Raw genomic sequence first — 16,472 nt, forward strand, 5'->3', positions numbered from 1 at the left:
CGCCCGGCTCATCGGAACACCTTCCGCACCTGCTCGAGACCGGCGACCAGGGCGTCGATCTCCTCCGTGGTGGTGTACAGGTAGAACGACGCCCGGGTCATCGCCGGGACGCCGAAGCGGGTGCACACCGGCTTCGCGCAGTGGTGCCCCACCCGGACCTGCACGCCGAGCGAGTCGAGGACCTGCCCCACGTCGTGCGGGTGCACGTCGCCGAGCGCGAACGAGATCGTCCCGCCCCGGCCCACCGGCACCGTGGGGCCGAAGATCCGCAGCCCGGGCACCGTGGCGAGGGCGTCCAGCGCGTACGCCGTCAGCTCCTTCTCGTGCCACTGGACGGCCCGCATCCCGATCCCGCTCAGGTAGTCCACCGCCGCCCCGAGCGCGACCGCCTCGGCGATCGGCGGGGTGCCGGCCTCGAACCGGGCCGGCGGCGCGGCGAACGTCGAGCGCGCCATCGACACCGTCTCGATCATCGAGCCGCCGCCGAGCACCGGGGGCATCGCGGCGAGCAGCTCGCCCCTGCCCCACAGCACGCCGATGCCGGTCGGGCCGCACATCTTGTGCCCGGTGAAGACGATGAAGTCGGCGTCGTAGTCGACCACGTCCATCGGCATGTGCGGCACCGACTGCGAGCAGTCGAGCAGCAGCAGCGCGCCCACCTGGCGGACCCGCTCGGTGATCCGCGCGGTGGCGTTCACCGTGCCGAGGATGTTGGAGGTGTGCACCAGCGAGACGATCTTCGTCCGCTCGGTGACCAGATCCTCCAGCCCGGACTCGTCCAGGCGTCCCTGGTCGGTGACCGGGAACCAGCGCAGGGTCGCGCCGGTCCGCTCGGCGAGCAGCTGCCACGGGACGATGTTCGAGTGGTGCTCCATCTCGGAGATCACGATCTCGTCGCCCGGGCCCAGCCGGAACCGTTCGTCGGCGTCGGGCCGCAGCGAGGCGTTGGAGAACGCGTACGCCACGATGTTGATCGCCTCGGTGGAGTTCTTGGTGAACACCACCTCGTCGACGCTCGGGGCGTTGATGAACGCGGCGACCTTCGCCCGGGCCCCCTCGTACGCCTCGGTCGCCTCGGTGCCCAGGGTGTGCACCGAGCGCGACACGTTGGCGTTGTGCATCGCGTAGTGCTCGGCGAGCACGTCGAGCACCTGCCGCGGCTTGTGCGAGGTGTTCGCGCTGTCGAGATAGACCAGCCGGTGCCCGTTGACCTCCCGGTCCAGGATCGGGAAGTCGGCGCGCACCGTGGCCACGTCGAAGCGGGGCACGTCGTCGTACTGCGGCATGCCCTCGGGGATGGCGATGGTGGTCATATCCGCGACCCTTCCGGTTGTCAGGCCCGCGCCGAACCGGCCCCGGCGACGTACCGCTCGTAGCCCTCGGCCTCGAGCTTGTCGGCCAGCTCCGGGCCGCCCTGCTCGACGATCCGGCCGGCGACGAAGACGTGCACGAAGTCCGGCTTGATGTAGCGCAGGATCCGGGTGTAGTGGGTGATCAGCAGCACGCCGGTGTCGCCGGTGTCGCGGACCCGGTTGACGCCCTCGCTGACCACGCGCAGCGCGTCCACGTCGAGGCCGGAGTCGGTCTCGTCGAGGATGGCGATCTTCGGCTTGAGCAGCTCCAGCTGCACGATCTCGTGCCGCTTCTTCTCACCGCCGGAGAAGCCCTCGTTGACGTTGCGCTGGGCGAACGCCGGGTCCATCTGGAGGCGCTCCATGGCGCCGCGCAGCTCGCCGCCCCAGGTGCGCAGCTTCGGGGCCTCGCCGTCGATGGCGGTCTTGGCCGTGCGCAGGAAGTTCGCCACCGAGACGCCGGGGACCTCGACCGGGTACTGCATGGCCAGGAAGAGGCCGGCGCGGGCCCGCTCGTCGACGGACATGGCCAGCACGTCGGCGCCGTCGAGGGTCACCGAGCCGCCGGTGATCTCGTACTTGGGGTGGCCGGCGATCGAGTACGCCAGGGTCGACTTGCCGGAGCCGTTCGGACCCATGATCGCGTGGGTCTCGCCCGACTTCACGGTCAGGTCGACGCCGGACAGGATCGGCTTGAGCTCACCCTCGGGCAGCTTGACCGACACCTTCAGGTCGCGGATCTCCAGGGTGCTCATTATCGGGTCACTCCATTGCTCGGCGTCAGGCTGACGTAGATGTCGCCGTCGCGGACTTCGACGGGGTAGACGGGAACGGGTTCGGTGGCGGGCAGCCCGGTGGGCTCACCCGTACGCAGGTCGAAACGGGAACCATGCAGCCAGCATTCCAGCGTGCACCCCTCGACCTCCCCCTCGGAGAGGGCGACCGCGGCGTGCGAGCACTCGTCGTACACGGCGTAGAACTGGCCGTCCTCGCCGTGCACGAGGGCGATCTGCGTGCCGTCCACGTCGGCGCTGATCACGGTGCCCTTCGGCACGTCCTCGGTCGAGCAGATCCTGATCATCACGCGCCGGCCTTGGTGAGCCGGGCCTCGATCGCGTCGCCGAGCCGCTCGCGCAGCTCCTCGACCGGGATCTTGTTGATCAGCTCGGCGAAGAAGCCGCGCACCACCAGGCGGCGGGCCTCGCCCTCCGGGATGCCCCGGGCCATCAGGTAGAAGAGCTGCTCGTCGTCGAAACGGCCGGTCGCGCTGGCGTGCCCGGCGCCGGCGATCTCGCCGGTCTCGATCTCCAGGTTCGGCACCGAGTCGGCCCGGGCGCCGTCGGAGAGCAGCAGGTTCCGGTTGATCTCGTACGTGTCGGTGCCGGTCGCCTCGGCCCGGATCAGCACGTCGCCGACCCAGACGGTACGGGCGTCGTCGCCCTGCAGCGCGCCCCGGTAGCCGACGTAGCTGCGGCAGTCCGGGGTGTTGTGGTCGACCAGCTGCCGGTGCTCCAGGTGCTGGCCACCGTCGGCGAAGTAGACGCCGTACAGCTCGGCCTCGCCGCCCCGGCCGGTGTACTCCACCGAGGTGTACTGCCGGACCAGGTCGCCGCCGAGGCTGACCTGCACGTGCGTCGCCTTCGCGTCCCGCCCGAGCTTGATCTTCAGGTGCTGGGCCTGCACCGCGTCGGCGGCCCAGTCGGCCACGGTGACCAGGGTCAGCTTCGCGCCGTCGGCCACCGAGACCTCGACGTTGTCGGCCAGGGTGGCCGAGCCGAGGTGCTCCAGCACCAGGACCACCTCGGCGAAGCGGCCCACCTCGACGAAGGTGTGCCCGAAGGCCAGGCCCTCCGCGCCGTCGCCGACCACCCGCAGGGTCACCGGCCGGTCGACCACGGCGTCCGGCGCGACCGACACCAGCAGCGCCTGCTCGGCCCCGCCGTACGCCAGCGCGCTGACCCGGTCGACCGGGGTGAGCACGCTGCCCACCCGCCGGTCGTCCCTGGTGATCCGCTCGACGGTGACGCCGGAGGGCAGGTCACCGTACTCGTGGCGGACCGTGGCGGAGGCGGCCTGCGGGTCGCCGCCGACCAGCCCGCGCAGCCGCTTGAGCGGGGTGAAGCGCCACTCCTCCTCCAGGCCGGTGAGGGCCGGGAAGTCGGCGACGTCGTACGAGCGGAGCGCCTGCGTCTTGGTGCTGGGCGGCGCGGAAGCCTGGGTAGTCATCTCTTCCTTGGTCTGTCTGTTCCGTGACGACGAGGTCGGGGCCGGGTGCGGCGGGCCGGGGCTGCCGGCCCGCCACGCGGGGGCGGTGGCGGTGGCGTCAGCCGACCGCGCCCTCCATCTGGAGCTCGATCAGGCGGTTGAGCTCCAGGGCGTACTCCATCGGGAGCTCCTTGGCGATCGGCTCGATGAAGCCGCGCACGATCATCGCCATCGCCTCGTCCTCGCTCAGACCACGGCTCATCAGGTAGAAGAGCTGGTCGTCGCTGATCTTGGAGACGGTCGCCTCGTGCCCCATCGCCACGTCGTCCTCGCGGATGTCGACGTACGGGTAGGTGTCCGAGCGGGAGATGGTGTCCACCAGCAGCGCGTCGCACTTGACCGTGCTGCGGCTGTGGTGCGAGCCCTCCAGCACCTGCACCAGACCCCGGTACGAGGTACGGCCGCCGCCCCGGGCGATCGACTTCGACACGATGGTCGAGGAGGTGTGCGGGGCCGCGTGGACCATCTTCGCGCCGGCGTCCTGGTGCTGACCCTCGCCGGCCATGGCCACCGAGAGCACCTCGCCCTTGGCGTGCTCGCCGGTCATGTAGACCGCCGGGTACTTCATGGTGACCTTGGAGCCGATGTTGCCGTCGACCCACTCCATGGTCGCGCCCTCGTGGCAGACGGCGCGCTTGGTGACCAGGTTGTAGACGTTGTTCGACCAGTTCTGGATGGTCGTGTAACGGCAGCGGGCGTTCTTCTTGACGACGATCTCCACCACCGCGCTGTGCAGCGAGTCGGAGGAGTACAGCGGCGCGGTGCAGCCCTCGACGTAGTGCACGTACGCGCCCTCGTCGACGATGATCAGCGTCCGCTCGAACTGGCCCATGTTCTCCGTGTTGATCCGGAAGTAGGCCTGCAGCGGGATCTCCACGTGCACGCCCTTCGGCACGTAGATGAACGAGCCACCGGACCACACGGACGTGTTCAGCGCCGCGAACTTGTTGTCGCCGACCGGGATGACCGTGCCGAAGTACTCCCGGAACAGCTCCTCGTGCTCCTTGAGCGCGGTGTCGGTGTCCAGGAAGACGACGCCCTGCTCCTCGAGGTCCTCACGGATCTTGTGGTAGACCACCTCGGACTCGTACTGCGCCGCGACACCGGCGACCAGGCGCTGCTTCTCCGCCTCGGGGATGCCCAGCCGGTCGTAGGTGTTCTTGATGTCCTCCGGCAGGTCCTCCCAGCTGGTGGCCTGCTTCTCGGTGGACCGCACGAAGTACTTGATGTTGTCGAAGTCGATCCCGGTGAGGTCGGCGCCCCAGGCCGGCATCGGCTTGCGGTCGAACAGCCGCAGGCCCTTCAGGCGCAGGTCGAGCATCCAGGCCGGCTCGTTCTTCTTCGCCGAGATGTCCCGCACCACCGCCTCGCTGAGGCCACGCTGGGCGGCGGCCCCGGCGACGTCGGGGTCGGCCCAGCCGTACTCGTAGCGACCGAGGGCGGCGAGCTGCTCTTCCTGGGTCAGGGGCTGGACGATCTGCTCGGTCATCTATCTGTCCTCACAGTGGTGACGGTGATACCGGACTGGGCACGCGGCTGGGCCGGGATGTGCGTGGTGCACACCCCGTCGCCGTGCGCGATGGTGGCCAGGCGCTGCACGTGAGTGCCGACCAGGCGGGAGATGACCGCGGTCTCGGCCTCGCACAGCTGGGGGAACTCGGCGGCCACGTGCGCCACCGGGCAGTGGTGCTGACAGAGCTGGCCGCCGGAGGCGATCGTGGACGCGTTGGCAGCGTAGCCCTCGGCGGTGAGCGCCCCCGCGAGTGCCTCCGCCCGCGCGAGCGGCTCGTCGCCGGCGTCCTCCATCGCGGCTCGGCAGCGGGCCTCCAACGCGGCCACCTGCTCGGCCGCGAACGCCTCCACCGCGTCGGAACCGCCGTTGCGGGCGATCCAGCGCAGCGCGGCGGTGGCCATGTTGTCGTAGTGGTGCGTGCCGCAGCGGACCCGGGCGGCGTCGGTCAGCAGGAACACCTTGGCCGGACGGCCCCGGCCCCGGCTGCCCCGCACCGCCTGCTCCCGGGCGACGACGTCGCCGTCGGCGAGCATCGCGTCCAGGTGCCGACGGATCGCGGCGGGGCTGAGCCCGAGTGCCGAGCCGAGCTGCGCGGCGGTGGTCGCCCCCCGCTCCAGCAGCAGCTGGGTGACGCGGTCCCGGGTGGAGAGGTCGGCGGACGCGGCCGGCGACACCTCCGGCTCGGCGCGTCCGACGCGGCGCGACCGGGAGCCGCCGGCGACCGGAGCGGTCGCCGACAGGTGCTCGGAGAGCGCCGCCGCGTTTTTCACAACGCCAACGTTACGTAATTCGCCGAAGGCCCGCAAACCCGGGTGCCGGTGATCCCGGACACCGGGCCGGCGGAGTCGCCCGATCGGGCTCCACTACACGCCGTAGGATTCGCTGCGTGACAGCATCCGACCGGTTCCCGGTCTCCACCACCCTGCTGCGCCGCCTCGCGTACGCCTCGATCGTGGCGAACGTGGCCATCGTCGTGACCGGTGGGGCCGTCCGGCTCACCGCCTCCGGCCTGGGTTGCCCGACCTGGCCCCGGTGCACCGACGCCTCGTACACCACCACGCCCGAGATGGGCGTGCACGGGATGATCGAGTTCGGCAACCGGCTGCTCACCTTCGCCGTCGGGATCATCGCCCTCGCCGTGGTGGTGGCCGTGCTGCTGCACCGCCCGCGCCGGCGGGGCCTGCTGCCACTCGCCGTGGCGGTGCTGTTCGGCATCCCGGCGCAGGCGGTCATCGGCGGGATCACCGTGCTGACCAACCTGAACCCGTGGGTGGTCGGGCTGCACTTCCTCGCCTCGATGGTGGTGATCGCGGCCGCGTACGCGCTGTGGCGGCGGATCAAGGAGCCGGACGGCCCGACGGTGGCCGTGGTGCCCGGCCCGCTGCGTACCCTCGCGCTGGTCACCACCGTGGTCAGCGCCTCCGTGCTGGTGGTCGGGACGTGGGTGACCGGCAGCGGCCCGCACGCCGGCGACGGCGGCGCGGCCCGCAACGGCCTGGACCCGGAGCAGATCTCCCAGGTGCACGCCGACGGGGTGTTCCTGCTGATCGGGCTCTCGGTGGCGCTGATCTTCGCGTTCCGGGCGGTCGGCGCGACCGACGCCGCCCGGGCGGCCGGCGTGCTGGTGGCGGTGGAGCTGGGTCAGGGCGTGATCGGCTTCGTGCAGTACTTCACCGACCTGCCCGCGCTGCTGGTCGGCGCGCACATGCTCGGCTCCTGCCTGGTGCTGCTGGCCACCCTGTCGGTGCTCTGGTCGACCCGCGAGCGCCGCCCGATCACCTCCATCCCCACCCCCACCCCCGACCGCGTCACCGCCGCCGCCTGACGGCCGGCTGCGCGCGCCGTTTGCGGTGTGTCGCGGTGTCCGGAGTCCGGGATACCGCGACACGCCGCGAACGGCGTCGGTCGCCACGACAGGGCGGGCGCGTCCGCCGTCGGGTGCGGTGGTGGGGTCAGGGTGCCCGGTGGGGCAGGTGGGTCCGGATCGCGTCGGCGAGGCGCTCGGGGGCGCCGTCGGCGTACCCGAGGAACAGGGACGGCTCGGTCAGCTCCAGCTCCACCAGGACGGGTGAGCCGTCCGCGCCGGGGATGAGGTCCACCCGGGCGTAGAGCAGCCGCTGCGCCCCGCCGGGGACCGCCGCCAGGACCCGCTCGGCGACGGCCAGCTGCTCCGGCGTCGCGGTCCGGGCGGTGATCTCCTCGGGCTTGTAGAGCCCCTCCACGCCGAGGTCCGGGCCGTCCAGCATCGGACCCTTGCGGATCGCGTGGCTGTACGCCGGCCCGTGCGGGCCGGCCAGGAAGAGCAGCGCCGTCTCCCCCGCCGTGTCCACCGCGCTCAGGTACGGCTGGACCATGGTGACCCGGCCGGCGGCGGAGAGCCGCCGCACGTGGGCCACGGCCAGCTCCCGGTGCTCCGGGTCGGCCAGGTCGTAGCGGCCGGTGTCCTGACTGCCGGCGCTGACCGCGGGCTTGATCACGTACTCGCCGGAGTCGGCGGGCGGCGTCCACTCCTGCCCGGGCTCGACCCAGCCGGTCGGCACGGTCGGCACCCCGGCGGCGGCCAGCTCGCCGAGGTAGCGCTTGTCGGTGTTCCAGCGCACCACGTCGGCCGGGTTGGCCAGCTGGGGCACGCTCTCGGCCCAGGCCACGAACTCGTCGCGGCGCAGCGCGTAGTCCCAGGGCGAGCGGAGCACGGCCAGGTCGTAGGTGGCCCAGTCGACGTCCGGGTCGTCCCAGACGGCGGCCTCGGCGGTGACGCCGTGGGCGGCCAGCGGGGCGAGCACGAGCCGGTCGTCGGGGTCGAGGTCGGCGAGCCGGTCGCAGGTGACGAGAGCGACCCGGGGTTCCCCCCGGGTCGACTGGTGGTGGTGGGTCAAGTTGTCCGTCAACGGGCCATCGTGCGCCGGGCCATCGACCGCCAGAGGTCGTTGCTCGGGCGCATCTGGTCCATGAGCTCGCGCTCCCAGGCGTTCTCGACGGTGACTCCCGCCTTCGCGCACGCCTGGCGTGCGACGACGGTGTCGTCCGCGAACTGGTCGGCCCACGCGCCGTCCTCGCCGACGAGGACGATCCGCGCGCCACGCTTGCCGACGTACTCGATGACCGCCTTCGCGCCGCCGTGCCCGGCGGCGAACGACTTGATGCCGGAGACCAGGCCGTTGGGGGCCTGCTCCGCGGTCTGCTCAGCCGTCAGCGTCGTATCGGAACCATCTGCCATGACGCGAAGCCTAAGCAGACATCCACCCGTTGGTGCGAGAACGATGAACCTTTTGTGATGCCAATTACCTACGGGTTTAAGGAAGACCACAGGTAATTCGCCCGTACATGTCGGAAAGAGTAGGACAAACCAGGCGGCCCGGATCGCCCCATTGCGTCCAACTTGAGTCGGCCTGACTCAGCCCGGAAAAAGATTCCGAAATTGACGTCGAGCGAGGTCGCCGGCGTGACGCACGGCACGCCGGGCGGCCGGGATGTGACACCCGTACGCCGCCGATGGCGTGCGGTCGTCAGATCAGCGCGTCGAGCGCGACGGCGGCGAAGAGGATCGTCAGGTAGGTGGTCGACCAGTGGAACAGCCGCATCGGCTTGACCGCCTCGCCCCGCCGCACCCGGCGGCACAGCTTGTGCGACTCGACCAGGAAGATGCCGCCCACGACGAGCGTCGGCACCCCGTAGATCGGGCTCATCCCCATCGGCCAGAGCGCCAGCGAGGTCAGCACGGTGAGCCAGGCGAAGATCAGGATCTCGGCGTTGACCCGGCGGGCCGAGGCCACCACCGGCAGCATCGGGATGCCGGCCCGGGCGTAGTCGTCCTTGTACTTCATGGCCAGCGGGTAGAAGTGCGGCATCTGCCAGAAGAAGACCACCGCGAAGAGCGCCCACGCCTGCGGCGCGAGCGAGCCGGTGACCGCCGCCCAGCCGATCAGCACCGGCGCCGCCCCGCAGGCCCCGCCCCAGAACGTGTTCGCCGTCGTGGTGCGCTTGAGCCAGAGCGTGTAGACGAGGTCGTAGTAGGCGATCGCGGCCACGGTCAGCGCGGCCGCCAGCAGGTTGGTGAACGCCAGCATCAGCGCCGTCGACACCATCGCCAGCACCAGGCCGAAGATCAGCGCGTTGCGCGGCGACACGGTGTGCGCCGGCAGCGGACGGCGCTTGGTGCGCCGCATCAACTGGTCGATGTCCCGGTCGATGTAGCAGTTGAGCACGCTCGCCGCGCCGGCGGCGAGCGAGCCGCCGACCAGCACCACCGCCACCAGCCAGAGCGACGGCATGCCGCCGTCGGCGAGCATCATCGCCGGCACCGTCGTCACCAGCAGCAGCTCGACGATCCGCGGCTTGGTCAGGGCCACGTACGCGGCGACGACCGCCCGGACGTCGCGGCGCGGTGTCGCCGACTCCTCGGCCACCGTGCGCACCGGCGGCTGCCCGGCAGAGTTGCTGACGGGGCGCTCGGTGATCATGCTCACGGATTGCCACCTTCCGGCTTCGGCAGGGGGGATCGGGTCGGCCGGACCCGACTGGGCCCACACACCGCCCCACAGACTACGCGTCGTCGTTTTGGCTGCCCGGGCGACCCGACAACGGTGCCAGCCGTCACACCTCCGACTGAACGGTCCCGACGCCCGACACGTACCCGTGGGCGTGCAGTGATCCCCGGGCGGACGTTTAGGGCCGCTCGATAGGGTCACTGGTGAGGGTTCCGCCCATCTGCCGAGGAGCACAACCATCGTGGCTGCCAACCGTCCCGAGCACCCCGCACTGAACTGGTCCGACCTCGACCGCAGGGCCGTCGACACCGTCCGCGTGCTGGCCATGGACGCCGTGGAGAAATCCGGCAACGGTCACCCGGGCACCGCGATGAGCCTCGCGCCCGCGGCGTACCTGCTCTTCAACCGGGTGATGCGGCACAACCCGGCCGACCCGAACTGGCCCGGCCGGGACCGGTTCGTCCTCTCCGCCGGGCACTCCAGCCTGACGCTCTACATCCAGCTCTTCCTCTCCGGCTACCCGCTGAGCCTGGACGACCTCAAGTCGCTGCGGCAGTGGGGCTCGCTGACCCCGGGCCACCCCGAGCACGGGCACACCCCCGGCGTCGAGACCACCACCGGCCCGCTGGGCCAGGGCATGGGCAACGCGGTGGGCATGGCGATGGCGGCCCGCCGCGAGCGCGGCCTCTTCGACCCGGAGACCGAGCCCGGCGCGTCGGTCTTCGACCACGACATCTGGTGCATCGCCTCCGACGGCGACATCGAGGAGGGCATCAGCCACGAGGCCAGCGCCCTCGCCGGCCACCAGCAGCTGGGCAACCTCTGCGTGATCTACGACGACAACGAGATCTCGATCGAGGACGACACCCGCATCGCCAAGAGCGAGGACGTCGCGGCCCGCTACGAGGCGTACGGCTGGCACGTGCAGACCGTCGACTGGCGCGTCGGCGACGCCGACCAGGGCGACTACCACGAGGACGTCGAGGCGCTGTACCAGGCGCTGCTGGCCGCCAAGGCGGAGACCGACCGTCCCTCCTTCGTCGCGCTGCGCACCATCATCGGCTGGCCCGCGCCGAACAAGAAGAACACCGGCAAGATCCACGGTTCGGCGCTCGGCGCCGACGAGGTGGCCGCCACCAAGCAGATCCTCGGCTTCGACCCGCAGCAGAGCTTCCAGGTCGACGAGGAGGTCCTCGGGCACGCCCGCCAGGTGATGGGCCGGGGCGACGCCGCCCAGCGGGAGTGGCAGCAGGCCTTCGACGCCTGGGCCGGCGCCAACGCCGAGCGCAAGGCGCTCTACGACCGGATGGCCGGCCGGGTGCTGCCCGACGGCTGGACCGAGGCCCTGCCGACCTTCCCGGCCGACGCCAAGGGCGTGGCCACCCGGGCCGCCTCCGGCAAGGTGCTGGAGGCGCTCGCCCCGGTGCTGCCGGAGCTGTGGGGCGGCTCGGCCGACCTGGCGGAGAGCAACAACACCACCATGAAGGGTGAGCCGTCGTTCATCCCGGCCGCCCACGCCACCAAGGACTTCCCCGGCCACGAGTACGGCCGCACCCTGCACTTCGGCATCCGCGAGCACGCCATGGGCGCGATCCTCAACGGCATCGCCCTGCACGGCGGCACCCGCCCGTACGGCGGCACCTTCCTGGTGTTCAGCGACTACATGCGCCCCTCGGTGCGGCTCGCCGCGCTGATGAAGCTGCCGGTGGTCTACGTCTGGACGCACGACTCGATCGGCCTCGGCGAGGACGGCCCGACCCACCAGCCGGTGGAGCACCTGACCGCGCTGCGCGCCATCCCCGGCCTGGACGTGGTCCGCCCCGCCGACGCCAACGAGACCGCCTGGGCCTGGCGGCAGGCGCTGGAGCACACCGACCGGCCGACCGCCCTGGCGCTGAGCCGGCAGGCGCTGCCGACGTTGGACCGTACGCAGCTCGGCGGCGCCGAGGGGGTCGCCAAGGGCGGCTACGTGCTGGCCGAGGCGTCCAACGGCAAGCCGCAGGTGATCATCATCGGCACCGGCTCCGAGGTGCAGCTCTGCCTCACCGCCCGGGAGCGGCTGGAGGCCGACGGCACCCCCACCCGGGTGGTCTCGATGCCCTGCCAGGAGTGGTTCTACGCGCAGGACGAGGCGTACCGGGAGTCGGTGCTGCCGCGCGGGGTAAAGGCTCGGGTGAGCGTGGAGGCGGGCATCTCGATGTCGTGGCGCGGTGTCGTCGGCGACCTCGGCGAGAGCGTGAGCCTGGAGCACTACGGGGCGAGCGCGCCGCACACCGTGCTCTTCGAGCAGTTCGGGTTCACCCCGGACCGGATCGTGGCGGCGGCTCACGCGTCGCTGGCCCGGGTGGGCGACATCACCGGTTTCACGACCGGCAACTGAGGGGAGCGTGGACGGCATGACGACGGACAGGCTGGGCGAACTCACCGCCGCGGGCGTGGCGGTCTGGCTCGATGATCTCTCCCGGGTACGACTGAGCTCCGGCGGGCTGGACCAGCTGCGCCGCGAGAAGCACGTGGCCGGGGTGACCACGAACCCGACCATCTTCGCCAAGGCGCTGAGCGACGCCGACGAGTACAACTGGCAGCTGCGGGACCTGGCCACCCGTGGTGTGGAGGTCGAAGAGGCCGTCCGCATGCTCACCACGTACGACGTGCGCTGGGCGTGCGACGTGATGCGCCCGTCGTACGACGCCAGCCACGGCGTCGACGGCCGGGTCTCCATCGAGGTGGACCCCCGGCTGGCACACGAGACGGAGCGGACCGTCGCCGAGGCCAAGGCGCTGTGGTGGCTGGTCGACCGGCCGAACCTGTTCATCAAGATCCCGGCGACCGAGGCCGGCCTGCCGGCGATCACCGCGACCCTGGCCGAGGGGATCAGCGTGAACGTGACGCTGATCTTCGGCCTGGACCGCTACTCGCAGGTGATGGAGGCGTTCCTCGCCGGCCTGGAGCAGGCGAAGGCGAACGGCCACGACCTGTCGAAGATCGGCTCGGTGGCGTCCTTCTTCGTCTCCCGGGTCGACAGCGAGGTCGACAAGCGGCTGGAGAAGATCGGCTCGGACGAGGCCAAGGCGCTGCGCGGCAAGGCCGCCATCGCCAACGCCCAGCTCGCCTACGAGCGCTACGGCCAGGTCTTCTCCTCCGACCGCTGGCAGGCCCTGGCCGACGCGGGGGCCCACCCGCAACGGCCGCTGTGGGCGTCGACCTCGACGAAGAACCCGGACTACCGGGACGTGATCTACGTCGAGGAGCTGATCGCCCCCGGCACGGTCAACACCATGCCGGAGCCGGTCGTGCACGCGTACGCCGACCACGGCGAGACCCGGGGCGACACCATCACCGGCTCGTACGACGCGGCGCGCACCGTCTTCACCGACCTGGAGTCGGTCGGGGTGGACATGTCCGACGTGATCGCCACCCTGGAGCGCGAGGGTGTGGAGAAGTTCGAGGCCAGCTGGCTGGAACTGCTCGACGGGGTGACGAAGTCGCTGGCCGAGGCGGCGAAGGGCGCCGGGCGGCCGAACCGGGCCGCCAAGGGCAACGCGCAGGCCGCCGAGCAGGCCGGGGGCAACGCGTGACGTTGGGCGTCGGACGCGCCGCGGGGTTCCGCCCCGCGGCGCGCCTCGCCGTCGTCCGCCCGGCCCGGTGGCCAGATGAGTGACCTGACGGCCGACCCGGCCGTCGTGGCCGGCGGGCTGGCCGTGCACGGCGCGGACGCGGTCGACGGCGCCACCCGCCTGCGGGAGGAACTGGTCGGCCGGGGCCTGCCGGCGCGGCTGGCCGCCGAAGCTCCCTCGCGGTGGGGGCCGGACGCCGAGCCGGCGGCACGCCCGGGCCGACGGGACGCCCACCGGCGCAGCCGGGAGCTGCTCCCCCAGCTCGCCGAGCTGGCGGCGGAACTGGAGGACCTGGACCACGTGGTGCTCGCCGGCGCGGACGGCGTGACGGCGGCCGCCGAGACCATCGCCCGCACCCTGGGCCGGCCGTTGACCGTGCTCGACAGCACCGACCCGGGACGGGTCCGGGCGGTGCTGGCCGACCGGCTGGAGCGCACCGTGGTGGTGCTCGCCGGCACCTCCGACGCCACCGTGGAGACCGACAGCCACCGGCGGGCGTACTGGCAGGCGTTCCTGGACGCCGGGATGGGCGAGGCCGAGGCGGCCCGGCACTTCGTGGTGGTGACCGCCCCCGGCTCGCCGCTGGAGGCGGTCGCCGACGAGATGGGCGTGGTGGTGCTGCCCGCCGACCCGCAGGTGGCCGGCCGGGTCCCGGCGCTGACCGCCTTCGGCCTGGTCCCGGCCGCGCTGGCCGGGGCCGAGGTGACCGCCCTGCTCGACGACGCCGAGGCGTTCTCGGCGTCGCTGGGCCGCGACGCGGACGATCCGGCCCTGGCGCTGGGCGCGGCGCTCGGCGCGGCGGCCACCGGCGGCCGGGGCGCCGTCGCCCTGGTCGGCGACGGCACCGGCCTCGACGGCCTGGGCGACTGGGTCGCCCGGTTGCTGGCCGTCTCGACCGGCGGGGCCGTCCTGCCGGTGGTCGTGGAGACGCCCACGGCGCCCGGTGTCACCGGGCCGGACGTGCTGACCGTCAGCTACGGCGGCGCCCTGGCCGCCGGTGACGTGCCCGGCGGCGGGTGCGCGCCGCACGTGGCGGTGAACGGCCCGCTGGGCGCGCACTTCCTCGCCTGGGAGTACGCCACCGCGGTCGCCGCGACGGTGCTCGGCGTCGACCCGCTCGACCGGCCGGACGACGCCGCGAGCACGGCGCACACCCGGCGGTTCCTGGAGTCCGGCCCGCCGGCACAGGCGCCGTCGCACACCGAGGGCGCCATCGAGGTGTACGCCCCGCCGGGCTCCCCCGCCGACCTCGACGGCGCGCTGCGGCACCTGCTCGACGGGGTGGACGACGCGGGTCACCTCGCGGTGACGGCGTACCTGGACCGGGTCGCCGACGCCGACACGGCGCGACTGCGACCGCTGCTGGCCGAGGCGCTGCGCCGCCCGGTCACCTTCGGCTGGGGCGCCGCCGGAGAGCACCACCGAGCCGGCCGGCCCGCCGGCAGCTATCTTCAGCTCACCGGAGCGGTGGACGGTGATCTGCCGGTGCCCGGTCGGCCGTACTCCTTCGGACAGCTCCAGGCGGCGCAGGCCGCCGGGGACCGGCAGGCGCAGGCCGACCGGGGCCGGCCGGTGCTGCGGCTGCACCTGACCGACAGGGCGGCCGGGCTGGCCCAGCTGCGGGATGCGATCGGACGATGGCGGGCGTGACGATGGACGACATGGACCAGACCGAGCAAGGAGGCGGCGTGAATCCGCTGCGCGACGCGCAGGACCGACGACTGCCCCGGATCCCGGAGCCGTGCGCTCTGGTGATCTTCGGGGTGACCGGCGACCTGGCGCGCAAGAAGTTGCTGCCGGCGGTCTACGACCTGGCCAACCGGGGACTGCTGCCCCCCGGGTTCGTGGTCCTGGGCTTCGCCCGGCGGGACTGGGGTGACGGCGACTTCGAGTCGCTGGCCCACGAGGCGGCGAAGAAGCACGCCCGCACGCCGTGGCGGGAGGAGGTGTGGTCGCGGCTGGCCGGCAACATCAAGTTCGTCGGCGGCTCGTTCGACGACGACGCGGCCTTCGACCAGCTCGCCCGGACCTTGGACGACCTGCGCGGCAGCCACGGCATCCACGGCAACGCCGCCTTCTACTTCTCCATCCCCCCGGCGGCCTTCCCGGTGGTGCTCAAGCAGCTCGCCCGCACCGGCATGGCGGACAACGAGAAGTGCGGCGGCTGGCGCCGGGTGGTGGTGGAGAAGCCGTTCGGGCACGACCTGCCCTCGGCCAAGGAGCTCAACGACCTGGTCGACGACGTCTTCACCCGCCAGGACGTCTTCCGCATCGACCACTACCTCGGCAAGGAGACGGTCCAGAACATCCTCGCCCTGCGGTTCGCCAACAACCTCTTCGAGCCGCTGTGGAACTCCAAGTACGTCGACTCGGTGCAGATCACCATGGCCGAGGACGTCGGCATCGGCACCCGGGCCGGGTTCTACGACTCGGTCGGCACCGCCCGTGACGTGCTCCAGAACCACCTGCTCCAGCTGCTCGCCCTGGTGGCGATGGAGGAGCCGACCAGCTTCGACGCCGACGAGATCCGGGCCGAGAAGCTGAAGGTGCTCAAGGCCATCACCCTGCCGAAGGACATCTCCCGGGGCACCGTGCGCGGGCAGTACCTGCCCGGCTGGGTCGGTGGTGAGCGGGCCGTCGGCTACCTGGACGAGGAGGGGGTGCCGGCGGACTCCACCACCGAGACGTACGTCGCCGTCGAGCTGGGCATCCAGAACCGCCGCTGGGCGGGGGTGCCGTTCTACATCCGCGCCGGCAAGCGGCTGCCGCGCCGGGTGACCGAGGTGGCCGTCATGTTCAAGAAGGCGCCCCACCTGCCCTTCAACCCGGCCGACATGGAGTCGCTGGGCCCCAACCAGCTGGTCATCCGGGTGCAGCCGGACGAGGGCGTGGTGCTGAAGTTCGGCTCCAAGGTGCCGGGCACCACGATGGAGGTCCGCGACATCGCGATGGACTTCCAGTACGGCGAGGCGTTCACCGAGAGCAGCCCCGAGGCGTACGAGCGGCTGGTGCTGGACGTGCTGATCGGCGACCGGACCCTCTTCCCGGACGCCGCCGAGGTCGAGCAGAGCTGGGCGGTGGTGGACCCGCTGGAGCACGCCTGGGCGGGCACGAAGCCGGAGCCGTACCGGGCCGGCGAGTGGGGGCCGCGGGCGGCCGACGAGATGCTGGCCCGCGAGGGCCGCGCCTGGCGGCGGGCGTGAGCGCCCACCGCCGGACGGCGGGCGTGGAGAGTCGA

14 protein-coding genes are annotated in these 16,472 nt (G+C 72.1%); 5 read left to right on the forward strand and 9 right to left on the reverse strand.

The window, feature by feature from the left end; all coding sequences use genetic code 11:
• Nucleotides 1-8: 8 nt before the first annotated feature.
• From GA0070614_RS06605 to GA0070614_RS06630, 6 genes are all read right to left on the reverse strand, one after another.
• On the reverse strand, nucleotides 9-1,313 hold the full coding sequence (locus GA0070614_RS06605; protein ID WP_088975115.1) for a cysteine desulfurase: 1,305 nt from the start codon (nucleotides 1,311-1,313) through the stop codon (nucleotides 9-11).
• A gap of 20 nt (nucleotides 1,314-1,333) precedes the next feature.
• A complete protein-coding gene (sufC, locus tag GA0070614_RS06610) occupies nucleotides 1,334-2,107 on the reverse strand; it encodes a Fe-S cluster assembly ATPase SufC (RefSeq protein WP_088975116.1) in 774 nt (257 codons plus the stop codon).
• Nucleotides 2,107-2,433, reverse strand: coding sequence for a non-heme iron oxygenase ferredoxin subunit (locus tag GA0070614_RS06615; protein WP_088975117.1), 327 nt, complete (start codon nucleotides 2,431-2,433; stop codon nucleotides 2,107-2,109). Before GA0070614_RS06615 ends, sufC begins: the two co-directional genes overlap by 1 nt.
• On the reverse strand, nucleotides 2,433-3,578 hold the full coding sequence (sufD, locus tag GA0070614_RS06620; RefSeq protein WP_088975118.1) for a Fe-S cluster assembly protein SufD: 1,146 nt from the start codon (nucleotides 3,576-3,578) through the stop codon (nucleotides 2,433-2,435). The genes GA0070614_RS06615 and sufD overlap by 1 nt, the downstream gene beginning before the upstream one ends.
• A 97-nt stretch (nucleotides 3,579-3,675) precedes the next feature.
• Complete coding sequence (gene sufB, locus GA0070614_RS06625; protein ID WP_088975119.1) at nucleotides 3,676-5,106, reverse strand: Fe-S cluster assembly protein SufB; 1,431 nt, start codon at nucleotides 5,104-5,106, stop codon at nucleotides 3,676-3,678.
• A complete protein-coding gene (locus GA0070614_RS06630; RefSeq protein ID WP_408630737.1) occupies nucleotides 5,103-5,900 on the reverse strand; it encodes a helix-turn-helix transcriptional regulator in 798 nt (265 codons plus the stop codon). Before GA0070614_RS06630 ends, sufB begins: the two co-directional genes overlap by 4 nt.
• A 116-nt stretch (nucleotides 5,901-6,016) precedes the next feature.
• On the opposite strand from GA0070614_RS06630, the gene GA0070614_RS06635 reads away from it, so the two are divergent.
• Nucleotides 6,017-6,955, forward strand: coding sequence for a COX15/CtaA family protein (locus GA0070614_RS06635; protein WP_088975120.1), 939 nt, complete (start codon nucleotides 6,017-6,019; stop codon nucleotides 6,953-6,955).
• A gap of 127 nt (nucleotides 6,956-7,082) precedes the next feature.
• Here GA0070614_RS06635 and GA0070614_RS06640 read toward each other — a convergent pair whose 3' ends face one another.
• The 3 genes from GA0070614_RS06640 to GA0070614_RS06650 form a co-directional block, all read right to left on the reverse strand.
• On the reverse strand, nucleotides 7,083-8,006 hold the full coding sequence (locus GA0070614_RS06640; RefSeq protein WP_088979278.1) for an ATP-grasp domain-containing protein: 924 nt from the start codon (nucleotides 8,004-8,006) through the stop codon (nucleotides 7,083-7,085).
• A gap of 8 nt (nucleotides 8,007-8,014) precedes the next feature.
• Nucleotides 8,015-8,347, reverse strand: a complete 333-nt coding sequence (locus GA0070614_RS06645) for a hypothetical protein (RefSeq protein ID WP_088975121.1) — start codon at nucleotides 8,345-8,347, stop codon at nucleotides 8,015-8,017.
• A 289-nt stretch (nucleotides 8,348-8,636) separates the two neighbouring features.
• Nucleotides 8,637-9,596, reverse strand: coding sequence for a heme o synthase (locus tag GA0070614_RS06650; protein WP_088975122.1), 960 nt, complete (start codon nucleotides 9,594-9,596; stop codon nucleotides 8,637-8,639).
• A 262-nt stretch (nucleotides 9,597-9,858) separates the two neighbouring features.
• Here GA0070614_RS06650 and tkt point away from each other — a divergent pair, with 262 nt between their 5' ends.
• From tkt to zwf, 4 genes are all read left to right on the forward strand, one after another.
• Nucleotides 9,859-11,997 (forward strand): transketolase, encoded by a 2,139-nt coding sequence (tkt, locus tag GA0070614_RS06655; protein ID WP_088975123.1) that lies wholly within the window; start codon nucleotides 9,859-9,861, stop codon nucleotides 11,995-11,997.
• Nucleotides 11,998-12,013: 16 nt separating this feature from the next.
• Nucleotides 12,014-13,195 (forward strand): transaldolase, encoded by a 1,182-nt coding sequence (gene tal, locus GA0070614_RS06660; protein WP_088979279.1) that lies wholly within the window; start codon nucleotides 12,014-12,016, stop codon nucleotides 13,193-13,195.
• 75 nt (nucleotides 13,196-13,270) lie between these two features.
• Nucleotides 13,271-14,884 (forward strand): glucose-6-phosphate isomerase, encoded by a 1,614-nt coding sequence (locus tag GA0070614_RS06665; protein ID WP_088975124.1) that lies wholly within the window; start codon nucleotides 13,271-13,273, stop codon nucleotides 14,882-14,884.
• A 2-nt stretch (nucleotides 14,885-14,886) separates the two neighbouring features.
• Complete coding sequence (zwf, locus tag GA0070614_RS06670; protein WP_088975125.1) at nucleotides 14,887-16,437, forward strand: glucose-6-phosphate dehydrogenase; 1,551 nt, start codon at nucleotides 14,887-14,889, stop codon at nucleotides 16,435-16,437.
• The last annotated feature ends 35 nt before the right edge of the window (nucleotides 16,438-16,472 follow it).

Origin of the sequence: Micromonospora coxensis (assembly GCF_900090295.1) — a bacterium.
Classification (GTDB): Bacteria; Actinomycetota; Actinomycetes; order Mycobacteriales; family Micromonosporaceae; genus Micromonospora; species Micromonospora coxensis.

Coding starts and splice junctions, on each gene's coding strand:
- sufD (WP_088975118.1), bottom strand. CDS start 3,578: ATGACTACCCAGGCTTCCGCGCCGCCCAGCACCAAGACGCAGGCGCTC.
- GA0070614_RS06605 (WP_088975115.1), bottom strand. CDS start 1,313: ATGACCACCATCGCCATCCCCGAGGGCATGCCGCAGTACGACGACGTG.
- GA0070614_RS06615 (WP_088975117.1), bottom strand. CDS start 2,433: ATGATCAGGATCTGCTCGACCGAGGACGTGCCGAAGGGCACCGTGATC.
- GA0070614_RS06665 (WP_088975124.1), top strand. CDS start 13,271: ATGAGTGACCTGACGGCCGACCCGGCCGTCGTGGCCGGCGGGCTGGCC.
- GA0070614_RS06645 (WP_088975121.1), bottom strand. CDS start 8,347: ATGGCAGATGGTTCCGATACGACGCTGACGGCTGAGCAGACCGCGGAG.
- sufC (WP_088975116.1), bottom strand. CDS start 2,107: ATGAGCACCCTGGAGATCCGCGACCTGAAGGTGTCGGTCAAGCTGCCC.
- sufB (WP_088975119.1), bottom strand. CDS start 5,106: ATGACCGAGCAGATCGTCCAGCCCCTGACCCAGGAAGAGCAGCTCGCC.
- tal (WP_088979279.1), top strand. CDS start 12,014: ATGACGACGGACAGGCTGGGCGAACTCACCGCCGCGGGCGTGGCGGTC.
- zwf (WP_088975125.1), top strand. CDS start 14,887: ATGGACGACATGGACCAGACCGAGCAAGGAGGCGGCGTGAATCCGCTG.